Annotated in this window: 18 protein-coding genes; 8 read left to right on the top strand and 10 right to left on the bottom strand. The window is 68.0% G+C overall.

Features of this window, described 5'->3' with window-relative positions; genetic code table 11:
* Entirely contained in the window at positions 1-3219 is a 3219-nt protein-coding gene (gene fdh / locus ACSHV8_RS22830; protein ID WP_436535782.1) for a formate dehydrogenase, read from the bottom strand.
* 330 nt (positions 3220-3549) lie between these two features.
* On the opposite strand from fdh, the gene ACSHV8_RS22835 reads away from it, so the two are divergent.
* The 3 genes from ACSHV8_RS22835 to ACSHV8_RS22845 all read left to right on the top strand — a co-directional run bounded on the left by ACSHV8_RS22835 (position 3550) and on the right by ACSHV8_RS22845 (position 7222).
* Positions 3550-4896 (top strand): extracellular catalytic domain type 1 short-chain-length polyhydroxyalkanoate depolymerase, encoded by a 1347-nt coding sequence (locus ACSHV8_RS22835; protein ID WP_436535783.1) that lies wholly within the window; start codon positions 3550-3552, stop codon positions 4894-4896.
* A gap of 465 nt (positions 4897-5361) precedes the next feature.
* Entirely contained in the window at positions 5362-5895 is a 534-nt protein-coding gene (locus ACSHV8_RS22840) for a hypothetical protein (RefSeq protein WP_436535784.1), read from the top strand.
* A 25-nt stretch (positions 5896-5920) separates the two neighbouring features.
* Positions 5921-7222 carry a hypothetical protein gene (locus ACSHV8_RS22845; RefSeq protein WP_436535785.1) on the top strand — a complete coding sequence of 434 codons (1302 nt, stop codon included), beginning with the start codon at positions 5921-5923 and terminating at the stop codon, positions 7220-7222.
* 70 nt (positions 7223-7292) lie between these two features.
* On the opposite strand, the gene ACSHV8_RS22850 is transcribed toward ACSHV8_RS22845, so the two are convergent.
* The 4 genes from ACSHV8_RS22850 to ACSHV8_RS22865 all read right to left on the bottom strand — a co-directional run bounded on the left by ACSHV8_RS22850 (position 7293) and on the right by ACSHV8_RS22865 (position 10364).
* A complete protein-coding gene (locus ACSHV8_RS22850; protein ID WP_436535786.1) occupies positions 7293-7955 on the bottom strand; it encodes a hypothetical protein in 663 nt (220 codons plus the stop codon).
* A 22-nt stretch (positions 7956-7977) separates the two neighbouring features.
* Complete coding sequence (locus ACSHV8_RS22855; RefSeq protein ID WP_436535787.1) at positions 7978-8520, bottom strand: hypothetical protein; 543 nt, start codon at positions 8518-8520, stop codon at positions 7978-7980.
* Between the two features lie 10 nt (positions 8521-8530).
* Complete coding sequence (locus ACSHV8_RS22860; protein WP_436535788.1) at positions 8531-9532, bottom strand: hypothetical protein; 1002 nt, start codon at positions 9530-9532, stop codon at positions 8531-8533.
* 241 nt (positions 9533-9773) lie between these two features.
* Positions 9774-10364: a TetR/AcrR family transcriptional regulator gene (locus tag ACSHV8_RS22865; RefSeq protein ID WP_436535789.1), complete on the bottom strand. Its 591-nt coding sequence runs from the start codon at positions 10362-10364 to the stop codon at positions 9774-9776.
* 302 nt (positions 10365-10666) lie between these two features.
* Between ACSHV8_RS22865 and ACSHV8_RS22870 the strand changes: the two genes are divergently transcribed.
* The 3 genes from ACSHV8_RS22870 to ACSHV8_RS22880 are packed head-to-tail and all read left to right on the top strand — an operon-like array spanning position 10667 to position 13066.
* Complete coding sequence (locus ACSHV8_RS22870) at positions 10667-11536, top strand: endo alpha-1,4 polygalactosaminidase (protein WP_436536875.1); 870 nt, start codon at positions 10667-10669, stop codon at positions 11534-11536.
* Positions 11530-12033, top strand: a complete 504-nt coding sequence (locus ACSHV8_RS22875) for a SigE family RNA polymerase sigma factor (RefSeq protein WP_436535790.1) — start codon at positions 11530-11532, stop codon at positions 12031-12033. The genes ACSHV8_RS22870 and ACSHV8_RS22875 overlap by 7 nt, the downstream gene beginning before the upstream one ends.
* Positions 12026-13066 carry a hypothetical protein gene (locus ACSHV8_RS22880; RefSeq protein ID WP_436535791.1) on the top strand — a complete coding sequence of 347 codons (1041 nt, stop codon included), beginning with the start codon at positions 12026-12028 and terminating at the stop codon, positions 13064-13066. The genes ACSHV8_RS22875 and ACSHV8_RS22880 overlap by 8 nt, the downstream gene beginning before the upstream one ends.
* A gap of 69 nt (positions 13067-13135) precedes the next feature.
* On the opposite strand, the gene ACSHV8_RS22885 is transcribed toward ACSHV8_RS22880, so the two are convergent.
* Positions 13136-13828 carry a type 1 glutamine amidotransferase domain-containing protein gene (locus tag ACSHV8_RS22885; protein ID WP_436535792.1) on the bottom strand — a complete coding sequence of 231 codons (693 nt, stop codon included), beginning with the start codon at positions 13826-13828 and terminating at the stop codon, positions 13136-13138.
* A 108-nt stretch (positions 13829-13936) separates the two neighbouring features.
* Positions 13937-14485: a CGNR zinc finger domain-containing protein gene (locus ACSHV8_RS22890; RefSeq protein WP_436535793.1), complete on the bottom strand. Its 549-nt coding sequence runs from the start codon at positions 14483-14485 to the stop codon at positions 13937-13939.
* A 100-nt stretch (positions 14486-14585) separates the two neighbouring features.
* On the opposite strand from ACSHV8_RS22890, the gene ACSHV8_RS22895 reads away from it, so the two are divergent.
* On the top strand, positions 14586-16190 hold the full coding sequence (locus ACSHV8_RS22895; RefSeq protein WP_436535794.1) for an MFS transporter: 1605 nt from the start codon (positions 14586-14588) through the stop codon (positions 16188-16190).
* A 68-nt stretch (positions 16191-16258) separates the two neighbouring features.
* Here ACSHV8_RS22895 and ACSHV8_RS22900 read toward each other — a convergent pair whose 3' ends face one another.
* On the bottom strand, positions 16259-16864 hold the full coding sequence (locus ACSHV8_RS22900; protein ID WP_436535795.1) for a hypothetical protein: 606 nt from the start codon (positions 16862-16864) through the stop codon (positions 16259-16261).
* A 316-nt stretch (positions 16865-17180) separates the two neighbouring features.
* Here ACSHV8_RS22900 and ACSHV8_RS22905 point away from each other — a divergent pair, with 316 nt between their 5' ends.
* On the top strand, positions 17181-18119 hold the full coding sequence (locus ACSHV8_RS22905) for a hypothetical protein (protein ID WP_436535796.1): 939 nt from the start codon (positions 17181-17183) through the stop codon (positions 18117-18119).
* Positions 18120-18395: 276 nt separating this feature from the next.
* Here ACSHV8_RS22905 and ACSHV8_RS22910 read toward each other — a convergent pair whose 3' ends face one another.
* Positions 18396-19307, bottom strand: a complete 912-nt coding sequence (locus tag ACSHV8_RS22910; protein WP_436535797.1) for an ROK family protein — start codon at positions 19305-19307, stop codon at positions 18396-18398.
* Positions 19304-20386, bottom strand: coding sequence for a sugar ABC transporter permease (locus ACSHV8_RS22915; RefSeq protein ID WP_436535798.1), 1083 nt, complete (start codon positions 20384-20386; stop codon positions 19304-19306). The genes ACSHV8_RS22910 and ACSHV8_RS22915 overlap by 4 nt, the downstream gene beginning before the upstream one ends.
* Positions 20387-20427 lie beyond the last annotated feature (41 nt).

Below are 20427 nucleotides of genomic sequence, written 5' to 3' on the forward strand. Positions count from 1 at the left end.
TCAGATCTCCTGTCCGGTGTGCTCGGTGACGCCGGCGCGGCGCCGGTAACCGGCCACGAACGCGGGCAGGGCCGGTCCGCGCGGCCGGCGGCCGGGCCGGATGTCGGCCGTCCACGCCTTGACCTCCTGGATGTGGGTGTTGGCGTCCAGGGCCATGGCCGACAGGTCGTTGACCGAGTCGCCGGTGGTCAACCCGTTCGGCCCCCAGTGGTACGGCATCCCGATCTGGTGGATCGTGCGGCCCTGCAGAGTCAGTGGGGTCATCCGCTCGGTCACCAGCACCCGGGCCTCGATGGCGTTGCGGGCGCTGACGATCGTCGCCCAGCCCAGATGTTCGAGTCCGCGCTCGCGGGCCAGCTCGGGCGAGACCTCGCAGAAGAACTCCGGTTGCAGCTCGGCCAGGTAGGGCAGCCATCGCGTCATCCCGCCCGCGGTGAAGTGCTCGGTCAGGCGGTAGGTGGTCACCACGTACGGATAAGTCTTGCTGTTGTTGGGTGCATAGAGGTTGTCGGGAGCGCGGGTGTTGAGCTCGCGCACCGGACTGGCCGGGTGCTCGGGGTAGAGCAGATTCGGCACCGGCGACTCCTCCGGCTCGTAGTGCGTGGGCATCGGCCCGTCGGTGAGCCCGGCCGGAGCGTAGAGCCAGCCTTTGCCGTCCGACTGCATGATGAACGGGTCGATCCCGGAGATCGCCTCGACGCCCTTCGCGTCCTCGGGCGGCCGGTAGTCGGGCGCTTTGGTGGCCGGGAAGTCGGCGACGTCGTGTCCGGCCCATTTCCCCTGGTCAGGGTCCCACCAGACCAGGGCCTTGCGCTCACTCCACGGCTTGCCGTCGAGGTCGGCCGAGGCGCGGCTGTAGAGGGTGCGCCGGTTGAGCGGCCACGCCCAGCCCCACTCGGAGCCGGTCCAGCTCTGCTCGCGCCACGGTTTGCGGCGGGCCGACTGGTTGACCGCGTCCTGGTAGACACCGCAGTAGATCCAACAGCCGCACGCGGTCGACCCGTCGTCCTTGAGCTGCTCGTAGGTCGAGAGCGGGCCGCCGTCGGCGTCCCAGCCGTTGATCTCGGCCAGCACCGCCTCGGCCGACGGCTCGTCGTGCGGCCCGGAGGTCGGATAGTCCCAGGTCAGGTCCAGCAGCGGGCGGTCGCGCGGGTCGGTCGAGGCGGCCAGCCGGTCGCGCAGCATCCGGCCCAGGTGGTAGAAGAACCACAGGTCACTGCGCCGGTCACCGGCCGGCGGAATCGCCTCGTGATGCCACTGCAGCATCCGGTTGGTGTTGGTGAAACTGCCCGACTTCTCGGTGTGCGCGGCGGCCGGGAAGAAGAACACCTCGGTCTTGATCTCCTCGGTGCTCATCTCGCCGGTCTTGACCTCCGGGCCGTCCTTCCACCAGGTCGCGCTCTCGATCAGCTGGAAGTCGCGGACCACCAACCAGTCCAGGTTCGCCATGGCCCGGCGCTGCATCTTGCCGTTGGCCGAGCCGACCGCCGGGTTCTCCCCCACCAGGAAATAGCCCCGGCACAGGCCGTCCAACTGGGCCAGAACAGTTTCGTAGGTGCTGTGCGAACCGGTGATCCGGGGCAGATAGTCGAAGTGGAAGTCGTTCTCCGCCGTCGCGCTGGAACCCCAATAGGCCTTGAGCAGGCTCACCACGTACGCCCGCATGTTGGCCCAATAGCCCTTGGAGGCGGCGTCCTCCTCGATGAAGGTGTTCAGGTCCTCGTGCCGTTCGGCGTGCGGCATCGGAATGTAACCGGGCAACAGGTCGAACAGCGTCGGGATGTCACTGGAGCCCTGGATGCTGGCGTGTCCGCGCAGCGCCAGGATGCCCCCACCGGGACGACCGATGTTGCCGAGCAACAACTGAAGAATCGACGCGGTACGGATGTACTGGGTGCCGACCGTGTGCTGGGTCCAGCCCACCGCGTACGCGAAAGCAGTGGTTCTGTCTTTTCCGGAATTGGCCGTGAGCAGATCGCAGACCTTGCGGAACTGCTCGCGCGGGACCCCGCAGATCTGTTCGACCATCTCCTCGGTGTAACGGCTGTAATGGCGTTTCAGGATCTGGAAGACGCAGCGCGGATGCTGCAGCGTCTCGTCGCGTTTCGGCTCGCCGTGCACCGGAGCCCCGCCGGCGCCGTGCGACTCGCCGTGACCGGAACGGCCCACGCTCGGGATCGACCGGTTGCCGGACGCGGCGCCGACCTGCACGCCGTCATAGCTCCAGGAGTACGGGTCGTAGCTGCGCGAACTCTCGTCGAGCCCGGAGAACACGCCGTCCAGATCCTCGGTGTCCTCGAAGTCGTCGCCGACGATCGTGGCCGCGTTCGTATAGTTCACCACGTACTCGCGGAAGAACCTCTCCTCGTCGAGAACGTGCTTGATGATCGCGCCGAGCCAGGCGATGTCGGTGCCGGCCCGGATCGGCACGTAGACGTCGGCCAGCGCGCTGGTCCGGCTGAACCGCGGATCGACGTGGATCACCGTGGCACCGCGCGCCTTGGCCTCCATCACCCACTGGAAACCGACCGGGTGGGCCTCGGCGAAGTTCGAGCCCTCGATCAGGATGCAGTCGCTGTGCTGCAGATCCATCAGGTAGGTGGTGCCCCCGCCGCGCCCGAACGACGTGCCCAGCCCGGCCACCGTCGAGCTGTGGCAGACCCGCGCCTGGTTCTCCACCTGGACGATCCCGAGCGCCACGAACAGCTTCTTGATCAGGTAGTTCTCCTCGTTGTCGAGGGTGGCGCCGCCGAGGCTGGCAATGCCCAGCGTGCGCCGGGTGCGCTTGCCGTCGGCCGACCACTCCCAGGTGTCGGCCCGCGTCCGGAGCACCCGCTCGGCGACCATCTCCATCGCCGTCTCAAGATCCAGAACTTCCCAATCCTTGCCGTACGGGCGCCGGTACAGCACCTGGCGCTCGCGCGGTCCGGTGGTCAGCTGCAGCGTCGCCGAACCCTTGGGACACAGCCGCCCACGGCTGACCGGCGAGTCGGGGTCGCCCTCGATCTGCACGACCTCGTCGCCCTTGACGTAGATGTTCTGCCCGCAGCCGACCGCGCAGTACGGGCACACCGACTTGACCACCCGATCGGCCGTACCGGTCCGTGAACTCAGCCGCGCGGAGGCCTCCGACTTGGCGGCTGCGCCCCGGCCCAGCGGATCATCCCCGGTCAGCTGGCGATAGACCGGCCAGCCCTGGATCAACGTCTTGATCCCCACCGTGCCTCCTCACCGGCGGCCGCGCGCTCCGCGGTCGTCAGTGGGATTAACCACCGGACGGCTGCTCAAACGCAGAGTCTCCGGAGGCGGCACCGAAACTGAGGCTCATTTTTCGGAGTGAAGTTCCGAAACTTCCGGAAGCCCCGACACCGATCGCCATGACATCAGCGCAGGTAGATGCCGAGGACGGGGCCGCATTTGACGTGAGCAGCAAATATTCATCGTTGTAATTGCCGAAACGCGCTTGTAATGTTCCGGTCGTTCCGGGTCACGCCCGCCGCTCCCCCCATCCCCGCACTCGGACGCGGCCTCGTCCCGAAAGGACCGTCCATGAGAGAACACTGGCGCAAACTGCTCGCCCTGGCCGCCGCAGTCCTCGCCGGCCTGGTGGTCACCACCACGCTCCCGGCGTCACCGGCCTCCGCGGCGGCGCTGACCGAGGTCACCGGCTTCGGCACCAACCCGACCGGCATCCGCATGTACCTCTACGTGCCGGACCGCCTTCCCACCAAGCCGGCCGTGCTGGTGGCCGTGCACTACTGCACCGGCTCCGGCCCGGCGTTCTACTCCGGCACCGAGTTCAAGTCGCTCGCCGACCAGTACGGCTTCATCGTCATCTACCCGTCGACGGTGCGCACCGGCAACTGCTGGGACGTCTCGTCGACCGGCGCGCTGACCCACAACGGCAACAGCGACCCGGTCGGCATCACCTCGATGGTCAAGTACGTGCAGCAGCGGTACAGCACCGACACCGCACGGACGTTCGTCACCGGCGCCTCGTCCGGCGCCATGATGACCAACGTCCTGCTCGCCGACTACCCGGACGTGTTCGCCGGCGGTGCCGCATTCATGGGCGTTCCGGACACCTGCTTCCGGGCGACCGCCGGCAACCCGGCCGACCCCAGCCAGCAGGCCGGCTGGAACAGCGCCTGCGCGAACGGCCAGGTCAGCAAGACCCCGGCCCAGTGGGGCGACGAGGTCCGCAACTCGTACCCGGGCTACTCCGGGCCGCGCCCGCGCATGCAGCTCTGGCACGGCAGCACGGACACCACCCTGAACTACAACAACTTCGGCGAAGAGATCAAGCAGTGGACCAACGTACTGGGCGTCAGCCAGACCGCGGTCAAGACGGACACGCCGCAGTCCGGCTGGACCCGCACCTGGTACGGCAACACCTCGGCCCAGCCGCCGGTCCAGGCCATCAGCATCGCCGGCGTGGGCCACTCGTTGCCGCTGACCGGGCAGGCCAAGATGGCGATCAGCTTCTTCGGCCTGGACGGCACCACCGTCCCGCCGTCCTCCCCGCCCCCGTCCTCCCCGCCGCCGTCCTCCCCGCCCCCGTCTTCTCCCCCGCCGTCCTCCCCGCCGCCGTCGCAGTCGCCGGTCCCGGGCGGTTGCACCGCATCCATCTCGCTGAACTCGTGGACCGGCGGCTACGTCGCCACGGTCACCGTCACGGCCGGCTCGTCCGCGATCAACGGCTGGACCGTCACCACCACGCTGCCCTCCGGCTCCGCGGTCACCAACTCGTGGAGCACGACCGGCAGCGGCACGACCGGCACGGTGAACTTCGCCAACGTCAACTACAACGGATCGGTGGCCGCCGGCGCGAACACCCAGTTCGGCTTCCAGGGCACCGGCACGGGGCCGTCCTCCGCGTCCTGCTCCGCTCGCTGACCAACAGGTGACACGGGCTCCGTCGATCGCGCTCGCTGATCGGCGGAGCCCGTTCTCGACGGTCAAACGCCGGAGCGAATGCCTCAGACAAGGTGACGCATCCGCCGACCCAGCCGCGCGGAACCCCGGCCCAGCGGATCCTCCCCAGCCCGAGTGAACGCCGGCAATGGCTCCCCCGCTGAACAACAGAACGGGCGAGACCACAGTTCGCCACGAACCGTCGAAGCTCTGCGTAGAACCGCAGTTCAAGGCATCAATTGAGATCGGCTGCTGGTCCACTGTGTTGCCCGGCGTCGCGCGCCATTAGGGGTATGTCCAGTAGGATCACGAACGACACCGACGAGTTCGAAGATCAAAAAGGTGAACAACCCGAAGGGAAGCGTTGTGCCGGATTCGTACTCCTGGAACTTCTTGGGCGATCCCAGCGAGACCGAGGCTTCCACTCCCTTACCGTCGGATATTCAGGTGGAACGGTTCGCCCTGAGTCACATCCTGGTCCCGTTCGTCGGCTACCCGTCCGCCGCCATCACCGCAGTGAACATTCACCCCGAGACGTGGAACTCGCTCATGTTCCCGTACGGCGGGCTCCGGCTCGATGACGCGAAGGCCGCAGCCGGTGCCGCGACCTTCGCCGACCTGTCCGGGGTATTGCGCGGCCTGATCGACACCAATGCCGCCGCCTACCTGGACGGGGCCCGTGCCGAACTCAGGGAGTACTTCACCGATCTCCCCGAATTGGAGAGCCTGGCTCCCGTTTACCGCAACTTCTCGCTCAAGTTCTCGAAGTCGGCGGAGAAATGGACGGCCTACATCTTCACCTACCACCCGTGCCCGGAGTCGTTGCTGGCCGTCCCGGCCGATTCCCGGCGCCGGATCCCTCTGGACACCGCGGCGGCCGCAGAGGCAGTCAGCGCCAACCAGCTCGACGGGATCGCCCTGGAAGAGAACGTCGCCGCCCTGCTTCAGTCCGGAATAGTCCGCTTCTGGTCACGAGGGTGACCAGCTCAACCTCTCCGGGATTCACGTGGCATACCACCTCCTCGACGATCTGCCCGATGATCACCCGCTGACCCCGCGCCCCGTTCAGATCTGGATTCTTCTGACCATGGAGATCGTGGTCAGAACACCGGTCGGGCGTTTCCTGATTGCCAAGCAGCCGTACTACTCCGACGCGGCCGACCCCGAGTCACTCTTCGAAGGAGCCTGGGCACCCCCCTTCATCGGCGTCCCGGTTCCGCAGCGCTACGACATCGCGGGCACGCCGAGGATTCTGCGCAGCCGGTTCGCTGAGGTCGAGGAGGGCGTACACCCCACCGAGCTGATAGAGCAGTTCCTGTACGAGATGGGCGTCGAGAACCCGTCGATCGAGGAACGGCAGTCCTTCGTCGAGATCAAAAGCTCACCTCGCAATCCACACATGGTGAAGGCATACAAGATCCGGCGATTCTCGGTGCACAGCGACCTGTCGACGAGCAAAAGCAACCTGGCCGACCCCGACGGCCGTAAAGGATTCGTCTTCATACCGCTCGACGACCTCGACCGCTATGTGACCCGCGGAAAAGCTGACGACGGCAAGCCGGTGTGGATGTTCCTCGGCCTACCTCTGATGACCAACCTGGCCACTGTGCTGTCCGCGCCGGCTGAGATCAACCGGCTCAAGGCCTCGGCGATAGAGATCGGCTCGGAGTACTTCTTCCACGATCAGCACGGGCTCGTCCTGGTTCTCGACCTCAGCGGCTACGGACGAACGGTCCGCTACGTCACCGAGAACATGAGCAGTCTCGACGCCAACGGTCGCGAACTCGCCGACTTCTTCCGAGCGCGACTCGCGCAATGGTTCGCCGAGCTTCTGGCCGCCATCGGCGCCCGGCAGATCCAGCATGCCGGTGACGGATTCGTCTGCGCGTTGAATCGCGTCGACGCGTCGGCCCTGTCCGCTCTGGGCGCCGAACTGCGCAAGTTTCAGGACCGAATCGAGCAGATCAGTGCGCGCCTGCCCGACGACTACCAACTCGGCACACGCCTGGCCGTGCATGCCGGCAATTACCGGTACGGCCGGGTCGGCAGCGCGCTCTCGGCGGTGCCGGGATTCGACGGGGAAACGGTGGTCACGGCTGTGCGCCTGGAGCAGGCGCTGGCAGTGCATGCCGCGCAGAGCCGCGTGCGTCACATCGCTGTGACCAGTCTCGACGAGCAGTCCGAGAAGTTGCTGTTCCCCGGTGGCGACTGGGTACACCCGGCAGAGCCGGTCATGCTGGAGTCGAAGGAATTCAGCGGCTCGCGCCGAATATGGACACGCGGGGAAACCGGACGCGCCGCTTCCTGAGGCTGCCCCGTTTGACCACCTGGCCCGCGATACGGAGGCGGTCAGCCGTTCGGCAAGGTCCTGGCGCCTCCTACGCCTGGGATTCGGCGTCGAACTGGCGACGGATCTCGATCAGCTCCGCCGGCGTCAGCCGTGCCCGATTCCGATTAAGCTGCTCGAAGCCTGCTTCCCCGAGAAGGACATCGGTGACCCCGGGCAGATGCCGGCCCAGCACAGCGATTGTCGCGCAGAAGTCGTCCGGCGGGATCAGCGTGGAGTGGAATACGCCGGCCGGAAGGTCGTGCCAGCTGCCGGCCGGGAACACCGCGTTCTCCGCCAGAATCGGCGTCGCCGTGTACCGGCTCTCGCTCGGCCGGAGGACATCCGGACCCCCACGGCCCGTGGGCACCACACGGTAGGCACACATCCCCGCGGTTGCCCTGGTCTCCGACGCCTCGTACTGGTTTTCGCGGTACGTGCCGTAGAGGACACGGGAATACAGGGGAAAGGAGTGGCTGTGAATCTCGGGGTGACCGGGCACGCTCCTCCGGAGATGGCGCGCCCAGATGTGGAGACGGATCAAGCCGAGCCCGTCGACAAGCTCGATCTCGAACGCAGCAAATCCGTTCGGATGCCACGTGCCGGCCACCGAGCCCGTTCGGAGCATCGCGTGAACGACGGAGATCCGTTCCCGCACGGCCTCCTCCGCCAGGCTCAAGAACTGCCGATACGCCTCGTCGTCGGTCCGGGTCATCGATTCAGCACCTTTCGGAAGATCAGGCTTTGTTGATCAAATCCACGGCGGACTCCACGAAGAGCCGCCCGGGGCGGAACGCGGCCAGTTGGCGGCCCTCGAAGAAGATCGGCGGTTCCTCCTCCGGCTTGCTGTGCAGCACATCTCCGAGAGAGAGGCGTGGACCGGCCGGCGAGGGGGTGAAGGCTGGACGGATCAGCGTGACGGCGACCGCCGGAATCCGCTCGTGCCGAGCCGCGAGGCATCGGTGCATCCCGTCAAGCAGGATCATTTCGCTTCCGTTGACCTCGACGAGGGGGCTGAGCAAAACGGCACCCCGGCCGATTTCACGGCTGCCCGGCAGACGAACCGGCAGGTACGGTTGCACGCCGTGCCACAAGTAGGTCCGGAGAAGAGCGATCGCCTCCTGGAAGCGACGTGACGACGCCATCGGAATGATTGTCGACATCCGGTCCAGCGGAACGAGTTCGTCGGTGATCCGGACGTCGCCATAGCGCGGCCAGTTCCGAAGTATCGCCGTCCGCAAAGCCGCCCGTGCGACCGAGCGAGGAATCAGGTCAAGCATGCCGACCGCCTCAGTACGGCAGCCAGGGCGGTGTCAGGAGATCGGAGCTGTTCCCGTCCACGACGGAGAGAGCCAGGTACTCCGTCGGTCCCTCGGCGACCTCGACCACCGTGCCGCGAAACCGGCCGCGGTCGCCCTGGAAGAAGTCACCTCGGGATCGGAGGTGATGGATGAGGATCGGGAGCCGCGTTTCACGGGGCACGGTCTCGGGCGCGTTCGTCACTTCCACATCCACCTCGAGAATCATGGGCATGAACACGTTGTGGGTGGCGGAGGCGACCGTCCCGTATATCTCCACGTCGTTCCGCACGGTCCGGACGTCCGTGACGTCACGGAGTGGCGTCTCGGTGTCGTCGCCATAGCGGAAGAAGGAGCAGAGCAAGCCCTCGTGGGTGCGCAGCCGAATCTGCCAGCCCTTGCCGTACTCGTGGACGCGGATCTCGGGATGTTCGTGTGCGGCGGCGCTCATCGCGACCACGAGCCGTCCGACAGCAGCCGTCGAACCGGTGAAGAGCAGATCCAGGTCGTTGGGATCACGGACATGACGCGGATGCGGGTCTAGATTGAGCGACCCGGTCAGGGCCACCTGGAGGCCGGTCCCCGTGATTCCGAGGAGCCGGCATGCCGACTCCCACAGGATGCGGGCGGCCTCTTTCTGTCCGCTGTCGGGCGACTCGTCCGTGAAAAGGTCGGCACAGGGGACGTACCGCCGGACACGCCCGCGGTGAACTATCGACTTTCCGTCGAATATGGGGGCACGGTCGAAGTACGAGTCTGTTCGATCCCGGATCCGGACACGCTTCTGTTCCGCGATCCCCCGCCCGTCCCGTTGATAAGCCTTCCGATATCCCTGGCCGAACAAGCAGTGGGAACCGTCGGGGTCCGGAACGTAGACGACCTCTCCGATCAGATGGTCGGCGGGATGCACCGAACCGTGGACCGAAACGATGACGTCGTCGTCCAGGACTACGTGATCCTGGTCCTGCGGACCGGTGAGAGGGTCAGCTGTCATGTCTCTCCTGGTCAGGATCTCGCGATCGTGAGAACGGCCGTCAGGACGAGGGAGCCGACGCCGACATCAACTCTCCCAACATAACCGAGCAACGATAGCTGTCGATCTGACCGACAAAGACTTTCCGGACCGTGCACCCAAGCGCGGACCGACGCATAGGTAATCGCACTTATTTCGTTGATTGCCAGAAATGCGATGACTTGACCCGGTTACAGCCCTCTCCGGCGCGAGGACGGATGCCTCAGACGAGGTGAAGGATCTGCCGGGTGGCGGTCATTGCGGTGTCGAAGTGGAGCCGATCTCGGCGGATCTTGGCCATGACGCTGGCGCCCATCCACAGGTCGTACAGGACCTGGGCCGTCTCGCGGGGAGGGTTGACGACCGTGACCGAGCCTTCCGCAACCCCGGCGGCGATGGCGGACTCCAGGCGGTCGATGATGCCGCCGGTGCCGGCCGCGAGGGATTGGCGCATGGGTTCGGACAGGTCGGAGACCTCGGCGCCGAGTTTGACCGCCAGGCATTTGCCCTGGCAGTCGTTGTAGCTCTGGTTGTCGTACCAGCTCGCCCAGTAGTTCATCAGCCGCTGGGCCGTGGTGAGGCCGGGCTCGCTCAGGAAGGCGTCCATCTCGGCCAGGTACTCGACGAAGTATTCGTCGAGCAGCGCCTGCCCGAAGGCGTCCTTCGACTCGAAGAAGTGGTAGAACGAGCCTTTCGGCACGCGGGCCTCGCCGAGCACCTCGTTGAGGCCGACGGCCGCATATCCCTTGGTTGCGACGATGCGCCGCGCGGTGTCGAGGATGCGGTGACGGGTGTCTTCGCGGGCGGCCGGCATGGCGGCAACCCTAACATTCAGTAGACCGGTCGTCTACATCGATGATCATGACCGCCGGTGACCATCAGGAAACAGAAAGATTTTTCGTTTCGGCAGCAGCAGCCGCGGTGGCCCATCGCGTTCAAAGGGAGGAACCTTCCCCCGGCAACCGAGGAGTCACATCAATGGCCGTCAACCGCAGGAAACTCAAGCTGGGGATCGCCATGACGGCCGTCGCGGCCGTCGCTCTCGGCGTCGGCATCGGCACCGCGAACGCCGGCACCCGCGGGCCCTGGCACAGCGCCGGCAAGCCGCGCCCGAGCATGCCCACGGCCACGCTCGTCAAGACCACCCCGGCGACGACCGTCACCAGCACGACGCCGTCCCGATCGGCCTCCCCGGTCACATCCGCGCCCACGGCCGCCCCGACCACGGCCACGGCCACGGCCACGACCAGCGCGAAGCCCGCGGCATGGACCGCGCCGCCGGCCAACGCGAAGTTCGACTACCAGATCGGCGGCGCGTACACCCCGCCTTCGGGCGTCACCGTGGTCAGCCGGGACAGCGGGGCGACCCCGGCCGCCGGGCTCTACAACGTCTGCTACGTCAACGCGTTCCAGGCCCAGCCCGGTGACGAGTCGTGGTGGAAGACCAACCACGCCGACCTGCTGCTGCACGACGCGAACGGCAAACTGGTCATCGACGAGGACTGGGACGAGATCCTGCTGGACTTCTCGACCGAGGCCAAGCGGGCCGCGCTGACCACGATCGTGGGCGGCTGGATCGACCAGTGCGCGGCCAAGGGGTTCCAGGCCGTGGAGCCGGACAACCTGGACTCCTACTCCCGGTCGAAGGGCCTGCTGACCCAGGCGCAGGCGATCGCGTACGCGACGTCGCTGGCGACCCGCGCCCACGCCAAGGGCCTGGCGATCGGGCAGAAGAACACGGCCGAGCTGAGCAGCGCGAACGCCAAGAAGGTGGGCTTCGACTTCGCGGTCGCCGAGGAGTGCGCCGACTTCGACGAGTGCGGGGACTACACCACCTCGTACGGAAATAATGTGATCGTGATCGAATATTCGAAGAGCGGCTTCACCAAGGCGTGCAACGCCTACGGCAGCCGCCTCTCGGTGGTGCTGCGTGACGTCGATGTCACCACCCCGGGATCGAAGTCGTACGTCTATGAGGCGTGCTGAACCTGACCACCGACTTCGACGAGTTCGTGCACGGCCGCGGGCGGGCGCTGCTCAGATTCGCGTACGTGCTGTCCGGCGACGCGCACCTGGCCGAGGACCTGGTCCAGGAGGTCCTGGCCCGGCTGCACCGCCGCTGGGAACGGATCACCGCGATGGACAACGCCGAGGCGTACGTCCGCACCGCGATCGTGCGGCAGTTCCTGTCCTGGCGGCGGCGCCGCGCGTACCGCGAAGCGGTCCTGGCCGACGTGCCCGAACCCGCGGTCACCGACGACGAGCCCCGGGTGCTGGCCCGCGACCAGATGTGGAAACTTCTGGCCGGGCTGCCCCGGGCGCAGCGGGCCGTGCTGGTCCTGCGGTTCTACTGCGACCTGCCGGACGAGGAGATCGCCGCGCTGCTGGGCGTCGGGAAGTCGACCGTACGCTCGCAGGCGGCCCGGGCCCTCGCCCAGATGCGCACCGTGATGAGCGAGAGAGGAGTCCGTGGCGATGGATGAGCTGAACCGCATACTCGCGGAGACCATGCACGACGCCGCCGGGCAGGCCCCCTCCGACGCCGGATTGCTGGTCAACGTGCACGGGCGGTCCCGCCGATACCGGAAGCGGCGGCTGGTCACGCTCACCGCGGTGGCCGCCGCCGTGGTCGTGGTGGCCGCCGGGATCCCGGTTCTGACCGTGCTCACCGGGCGGCCGCAGCACACCGCGCCGCCGGCCGCCTCGATGTCGGCCCGACCGGTGACACCCTCGCGCCCGGCTCTGTCACCGTCCTCCCCGGTCAGCAGCCGGCCGCCGGCCCACGCCTCGTCGGCGCCGCCGTCGGTCAAGCTGGTTTCGGGGTGGACGGCGCCGACGTTTCCCTACACGCTGCCGGCCACGGACGGCATGAGCGCGCCGGTCGCGTCGATGACCGACGGTAACCCGAGCGCGTTCTTCGAGGCGACCGAGCAGCAACACCATGCGGACGTGACGGTCACCGTGTCGGCGACGAAACCGGCGTTCACCGGCTCGGCCAGTGAGACGGTCAAGCAGGTGCGCGGGCACGCGGGCATCCTGCGGACCGTGGACGTGACGCCGGCCAAGCAGCTCACGCTCTACTGGAAGGAATCGTCGAGCCGGTGGATCCGGCTCGCGACCGACGACACGTACACGCCGGCCGAGGTGGTCGCGCTGGCCGACTCGCTGACGGGCGCCGCTACCGCCGTACTGCCGCCTTTTGATCTTGATCTGAGCCCGGCCGGACTGGCCGCCGACACCGTCACGGCATCCCGGATGATCTTCCGGTCGCCCGGCGGCGGCGAGTTCAGCACCGTGCTGCGCAAACGGCAGCAGCTCACCGGCGTCAACCAGAAGATCAACGGGTACGACGCGGTGCTGACCCACCGGACCGGCGAGGTGACCCTGTCGGTCGACGTCACCGACTGGAACGCCACGCTGCGCATCACCGTCGGCGGCGGCCTCACCGTGAGCGACGCCGACCTGCTCCGCTACGCCGCCGGCGTCCACATTTTGAACCGATCAAACCCCGAATAAAAAACAGCAATTCTTCGCCGTACGGCGGTAGCACCGCCCCCGGTCAGGCGGCGGTTCCGCTGCCGCCGATCAGGCGGTGGCGCGCTCGCCGAGCAGGGCGACCAGGGCGTCAGCGGCCTCGGCGGACGACGCCGGGTTCTGCCCGGTGATCAGCAGGCCGTCGCGCACCACATAGGAACCCCAGTCGGCGCCCTTGGAGTAGTCGCCGCCCTTGGCCTTCAACTCGTCCTCGACGAGGAACGGCACGACCTCGGTCAGGCCGACGCCCTCCTCCTCACTGTTGGTGAACCCGGTCACCGAACGCCCCGTCACCAGCGGGCTCCCGTCCGGGTTGGTGACGTGCCGCAGGACACCGGGCGCGTGGCAGACCAGCGCGACCGGCTTGCCGGACCCCAGCGTGTCCTCGATCAGCTTGATCGAGTCGGCGTCCTCGGCCAGGTCCCACAGCGGCCCGTGCCCGCCCGGGTAGAACACCGCGTCGTAGTCGGCCGGGTCGACCGTGCCCAGAACCAGCGTCGACTCCAGCGCGGCCGTGGCTTCCGCGTCGGCCTCGAACCGGCGGGTGTCATCGGTCTGCGAGCCGGGCTCGTTGCTCTTCGGATCCAGCGGCGGCCGCCCACCCTTCGGCGAGGCGAGGGTGATCGTGGCGCCGGCCTGCTTGAGCCGGTAATACGGCGCCGCGAGCTCCTCCAGCCAGAAGCCGGTCTTGCGGCCGGTGCTGCCCAGCTCGTCGTGCGAGGTCAGAACGATCAGAACCTTCATCACAGGACCCTTCCGTCGCCGTTCGGTGTACGACGCCAACCCTAGACGACTGGTCTACTACCCGCAAACCTGCGGCGGCAACCGGGCGAGTTCGTCACACGAGACCGGTCACGGCATCCGCGGCTCATCGCCCGGGACGGTGAGCGCCGGGTCGACACCGGCGCGGCGGCGCTCGCGGAAGGCGGCCACGCGGGCGCGGTTCTGGCAGGTCAGCGAGCAGAATCGGCGCCGGCCGGCCGGGGAGGCGTCGACGTAGACGTCGGCGCACTGGTGGTCGGCGCACACCCCCAGCCGGTGCGGTTGCGCGGCGAGATGCTCGCGCAGGGCGAGCGCGGCCGCCGCGAGCAGACGGTGGCCGGGCGCCGGCACCGACCAGGCGGCCGCGACCTGGCCGGCGGTCACGGTCATCAGCGGACGCGGCGACGACTCGTCGAGCATGGCCGTCACCAGCCGGGCCTGGTCGGCCGGCTCGGCGGCGGCGAAGACGGCGTGGATCCGATCGGCCACCGCGGTCGCGACGGCCGGACTCGTCCGTGGATACGACGAGGTGGGCCGAGGTGGGCCGGGCCGGGCGCCGACACGCCGGGGCGAGGTGCCCCAGTCGTTCACCAGAGCGACGAGTTCTTCCGGCCGCAGGGGCTGGACGAGGGTGGTCACGCCTCCGATGGTAACGCCATAAGAGCCGCGTTCGCGTTGCAGCGCTCCGGAAGGTCTCGTAACGTCATGAAGACATTCTTTCCGTTACGGAGGTGACCCGATGAGCGCCGGCCCTCAGGTCGATGTCGAGTATCAGCCGACCCCGCAGCGAGCGACCCGGCGCGACTGGATCGGGCTGATGGCCCTGGTCCTGCCATGTTTCCTGGTCTCGATGGACGGCCACGTGCTCAACCTCGCAGCGCCCCGGATCGTGACCGATCTACGCCCGAGCGGTTCGCAACTGCTGTGGATCATGGACGGTTACGTGTTCATGGTCGCCGGGTCGCTGCTGGCCATGGGCGCCCTCGGCGACCGGATCGGCCGGCGGCGATTGCTGCTCATCGGCGTGACGTTCTTCTCCGGCGGGTCGCTGGTCGCCGCCTTCGCCCCGACACCGGCCGCGCTCATTCTCGGGCGCGTACTCATGGGCCTGTCCGGAGCGGCCCTGATGCCCTCCACGCTGGCGCTGATCCGGGGCATGTTCGCCGACGCCCGCCAGCGCACCGTCGCGCTCGGGGTGTGGAGCGCCAGCTTCTCGCTGGGCGGGCTGCTGGGCCCGGTGGTCGCCGGCGCGCTGCTGCACCGGTTCTGGTGGGGCTCGGTCTTCCTGCTGGCGGTGCCGGTCACCCTGCTGTTGCTGGTGGCCGGGCCGCTGGTGCTGCCCGAATTCCGCGACCCGGCGGCCACCCGCTTCGACTCACTGGGCGCGGTACAGAGCCTGTTCGCGCTGCTCGCCGTCGTCTACGCGATCAAGCGGGTGGCCGAGGGCCGGGGCCTGCTCACCGCCGCCGTCGCCGCCGCAGCCGGTATCGGGCTCGGCGTGATCTGCATCCGTCGCCAGCGCCGGACCGCCACCCCGATGATCGAGCTCTTCCACAGCCCGCTGGTGCGGTACGCGCTGCTCGGCAGCACGCTCACCTTCTTCGCGCTCAACGGCACCAATCTACTGCTCGCTCAGTATCTGCAGTGGATGATCGGACTGTCCCCGCTGCAGGCCGGCCTCTGGACCCTGCCGTCGGTGGTCGCATACCTGCTGGGCACGGCCATCGGGCCGGTGTTGGCGACCCGGTTCTCCCGGCTGCGGATCCTGGCCGGCGGTCTGCTGATCGCCGCGGTGGGCTGCGCCGTGTTCGTCGCCGTGCTCCTCGGCTCGATCAGCGACCTGACGGTGGTCGTGACCGGGAGCGTCGTCTTCGCCCTCGGCCTGGCCCCGGTGTACGCGATGTCCACCGATCTGATCGTCGCCACCACCCGCCCCGAGCGGGCCGGCTCGGCGAGCGCGGTGGCCGAGACCGGCGTCGAACTCGGCGGCGCCCTGGGCATCGCCCTGCTCGGATCGCTCGGCGTCACCGTCTACCGCATCGCGGTGTCCGGGGCGACCGACGGTCTGCCGCCCGGCACCCGCCAGACGTTGGGCGACGCCCTGGCCGTCGCCGACGACCTTCCCGGGGTACGAGGCGCCGAGCTGATCGCCCACGCCCGGTCCGCGTTCGAGGCGGCGTTCGCCGTCGTCTCCGGCGCGGCCTCGCTCGCGATGCTGACCGCACTGGCGGCGATCGTCACGCTGGCAGCGCGTGCCCGGCGGACCGGCCCCGACGAGGCACACCACGAGTCACCGTCGGCCGAGCGTGTCGAGCAAGCAGCCACCGTTTGTGATCATGCTTGATCGTCCAGGTTGAAGCGGCGAGCGTAGTGGGCTCGTCTGGCTTTTCACGGGCGCGGTGGCCGCGGGTGTCAGGTTTTCTGAGCTGTGTTGAGGTCGATCGTATGCTCGGTCGTGAAGCGGGAGCACCTGTCCTTTTTCTGGGCCAGGCATTCACCCCAGCGCATGACGAACTTTTCGGTGAACCGTTTGTCGCGGTCGAATTCGGCGTAGACCTTGGCTTTTCCGTGACGTTTGACCGTGACTTTCTTGTCGGCGCCTTCGCACCACGACGGACCGTACCGATCCCGGTCATTGCCGCTGGAGAACAGCACCGACGGTAACGTCCACTGCCGGACGCCGTCGTACCTCAAGCAGTTCAGCGTCTGCGCCCCGACGGTGATATTCGTGGCGACGGCGTTGATTCTCACCGCATCGTCGGTCACCACGACGTCAGTAAAAGTGATCATGAACCGGTCGACGGCGTTACCGTTGACGATGTACGGATCGGCCGGGTATTCCGGCAGGACGTAGGTGCCGTTCTGCAACTCGGGAAGACGCCAGTTGTTGTAGGAATCGGTGACCTTTTGCCCGAGAAAAGTCAGGCAGCTGATCAGCATGATCGGAATGCTGATCAGGAAGATCCAGAACTTGCCCGCTCCATAGCGTTCTTCCCGCCACGGTTCAACGACCGGCACAGATCAGCACCCCTCCGGCAAAAAGGAAAATATTCATGTTCAGGTTCGTCGATCTCGCATCAGCATGCGCTATCCGCGAACCCCGCGCCAAGTCGGCGTATCGGCGCGTTCTTGACGGCTGCGCATGGGATGTGCGGCGGGCCGTTCGGTGCGGAGCGGGTACGCCGGTCGTCCTTTATGGGCGATCACCATTCCCCCGATCGGCGCCTCCGAAGCGACCCGTTGTCCGTTTTTGACCTCGCCGGAAACGGATACGCTGCGTTATCGAGGGACAGACCGGGCACAGCGTCACTGTTCCTCGCCGGAGGGAGCGCTGTTGAGCAACCGCTGGTACACCTGGCTCAATCCGTTCACCAACGCCAAGCGGGTATTCAACCCGGCCTCGGCCGGCTTGGAACGCACCGTCGTTCAGGACCTCGCCGACCTGCGAGCGGGCGTCGGCCTGATCTGCATCGGCTACCTGAGCATCCCGAAAGCAGCGGTGGCCAACGTCGCCGTCGAACGGCTCGTGAACACCTACCTGTCGTTCTATGCGTCTCTGCTGCTCGTGGCGGTGTTCGTCGGCATCTACCGGTGGACGCACCCGGACATGTCCGCCGAGCAGCGACGGGCGGCCAACCAGGTGTGGATCAGGCTGCTCGTCGTACTTGCGGTGTTCGCCGCCTACTACCCGATCTACGAGAGCAACAACGGCGACCTGCCGGACAACCCGATCCTGCTGATCCTGGGTCTGTGGCTGGGCCTGTACTCGTTCCCCATGGGCTGGTACGCGCTGCGCTCGACGTTCGGCATCGGCGACGTCCACCCGCAGCTCGCGCCGGCGGTGACCGTGGCCGTCGCGTTCGTGGCGTTCGTCATCGACGTCGCGAACATCAAGATGTTCAAGGTCGACGAGGTCCTGCCCGACAACCTCCAGATGCCGGCGAAACTGGCCGCTCTGATAACGGTCTGCCTGCTGGCAGCGGTGGAGTCGTACCAGATCAGCAGACGCAAGGACGAACTCGCGGCGCGGGGCACCCGCGGGCCTCGGGGGCAGCAGTCGCCGATCCCTCGCCGCCAGCAACCGTTCAGCAAGACGGCGGCCACCGGAATCGTGCTGAGCCTGATCTGCCCGCCGATCGGGATCCTCGCTGCCGGATACGCCGTGATCGCGATCGACAGCCGTCGAGAACGCGGACAGGGCGCGGCGATCGCGGCCCTGGTCTTCGCCGTCGGAGTGACCTACGGGGTGCTCAAAGGCCTGGGCGGCTCCTGATCGTGGTGAACACGATGCCATGCGGGGATCGGCCGGACCCCTCAAGGCGAACCGGCGGACGACTGTCCTCCGGGTCTCCCCCACAATGCCGGCAGCCACCATCGCGGCGCGCGCGGTGGTGGCTGCCGGTTGAAGCATCACGCGGTGGGCAGGTACCGAATCGGCTGGGCAGTGACAGCCGCCGGGATGAGAGTGGCCCCCACCTTCAACACATACATGATCTTGCATGGCGATCAGGACGGTGGGCATCTCGCTTGATCCACCCACATGAGATGGTCACAAATCTCCAGAAGCGCACTCCAGGGCCAGCGCCAGAGCGCCGACCAGCGGCGCGTCGTCCACGAAGCGGGCTTCGACCAGGGCCGGCGGGAACGGGACCGAGCGGCTCAACGCCGCCGCCACCCGGGGCATGATGTGGGCGGAGGCGCCCATCAGGCCACCGCCCAGGACGACTCGTTCCGGGTCGAGCATCACGCACAGGTTGGCGATGGTCCGGGACAGGGTGGCCACCGTCTCGTCGAGCAGGGCGGCGACCGCGGGGTCGGCGCCGAGCGCGAACAGTTCGGCGGCGGTGACCGGGCGGCCGAGCAGGGTGGAGCCGCGCCGGGCCAGGGCGGCGCCGGAGACCACGTCTTCCAGCGGGGCGTGCCCGTCCGCCGCGTAGGCGTCGGTGTCCCGGTCGCGCAGGTAGGCGATCTCGCCGGCCGCGCCGTTGGCTCCGGGCCGGACCCGGCCGCCGACGACCAGGGCCGCGGCCAGGCCGGTGCCCAGGTTGATGTAGAGGCCGGTGTCGACGCCGCGCAGGGCGCCCCAGCGCAGTTCGGCCGAGGCGGCGGCGTTGACGTCGTTGTCGATGGCGACCGGGGCGTCCCCGAATTCGGCTCGCAGCAGGTCGGGCAGGGCCAAGCCGTCCCAGCCGGGGACGTTGGGGGCCAGGTGGACCCGGCCGTCGCGGAGTACGCCGAAGGTGGAGACGCCGGCCGCGACCGGGCCGGACAGCAGGGTGCGGGCGGTGTCGAAGGCGCGGCGGACCGCCTGGTCCGCTCCCTCGGCGCCGAGGGTGGGCAATCGGACCACGGTGTCCGGGCGGCCTCCGGCGAACCCGACGGCCGCCGTGGCGATAGCGATCTTGGTGCCACCGAAGTCGATCGCCAGCACCCGTGGGCCACCCGTCGCCGAGGCGGTCATCGGGGCTGGCCCCGTCGGGCCAGGGAGTCGACGGCGACGGCGACGGCCAGGACGGCGGCGGTGACCATGTAGCGGACCGACGAGTCCACGTTGAGGAGCAGCATGCCGTTGGTGATGGCCTGGATGACAACGATGCCGAGCAACGCCGCATAGGCCCGCCCGCGCCCGCCGAACAGGGACGTCCCGCCGATGACGGCCGCGGCGATCGCCATCAGCAGGGTGTCGCTGCTGCCGGAGCTCTGGTTGACCGCGGCCAACCGGCTGGCGGCCAGGATGCCGCCGGCCGCGGCCAGGGTGGAACTGGCGGCGAAGGCGATCAGCCGGATCCGGGTGACGTTGATGCCGGCGCGCCGGGCGGCTTCGGCGTTGCCGCCGACCGCGTACATGTGCCGGCCGAACAGGGTGTGCCGCAGGACCAGGTCGAGGCCGACGGCCAGGGTCGCGAAGATGATCAGGAGCAGGGGGACGCCGCGGTCGGCCGAGAGGATCAGCACGACGGCGGCCAGCGCGACGGCCAGGCCGCCGAGGCGCAGGGCGGTCCCGATGATCGAGGTGACCGGCAGGTCGGCGGCGGCCCGCAGGCGGCGGGTGACCAGGTCGCTGGTGGTGCGGACGGCGACGATGAGGACCGCGATCAGCCAGGCCACCGGGGTGGGCAGCCAGGTGTCGCTGAGCCCGGCGACGAATCCGTCGAACGGCAGGTTGATCGTCCCGCCGCTGCCCAGCAGGTACAGCATGAGGCCCTGCCAGCCGATCAGCCCGGCCAGGGTGACGACGAACGACGGCATGCCGAGCCGGGTGAACATCCAGCCGTGCAGCAGTCCGATGATCGCCGCGCCGGCCAGGGCCACGACGATCGCGGCCAGGGGGTTCCAGCCGTGGTTGACCGACAGGATCGTCATGATCACCGCGGACAGGCCGCTGACCGACCCGGCCGACAGGTCGATCTCGCCGAGCAGCACGACCATGATGATGCCGAGCGAGATGGTGCCGGTCGCGGCCATCTGCAGGGCCAGGTTGGTGAGGTTCTCGGCCGACAGGAACCGGTCGTTGAGCGAGCCGAACACGATCGCGATCAAGACCAGACCCAAGACCACCGGCCAAGATCCGATTTCCGTAC

The sequence above is a fragment of the Actinoplanes sp. HUAS TT8 genome, assembly GCF_051380535.1.
Lineage (GTDB): Bacteria > Actinomycetota > Actinomycetes > Mycobacteriales > Micromonosporaceae > Actinoplanes.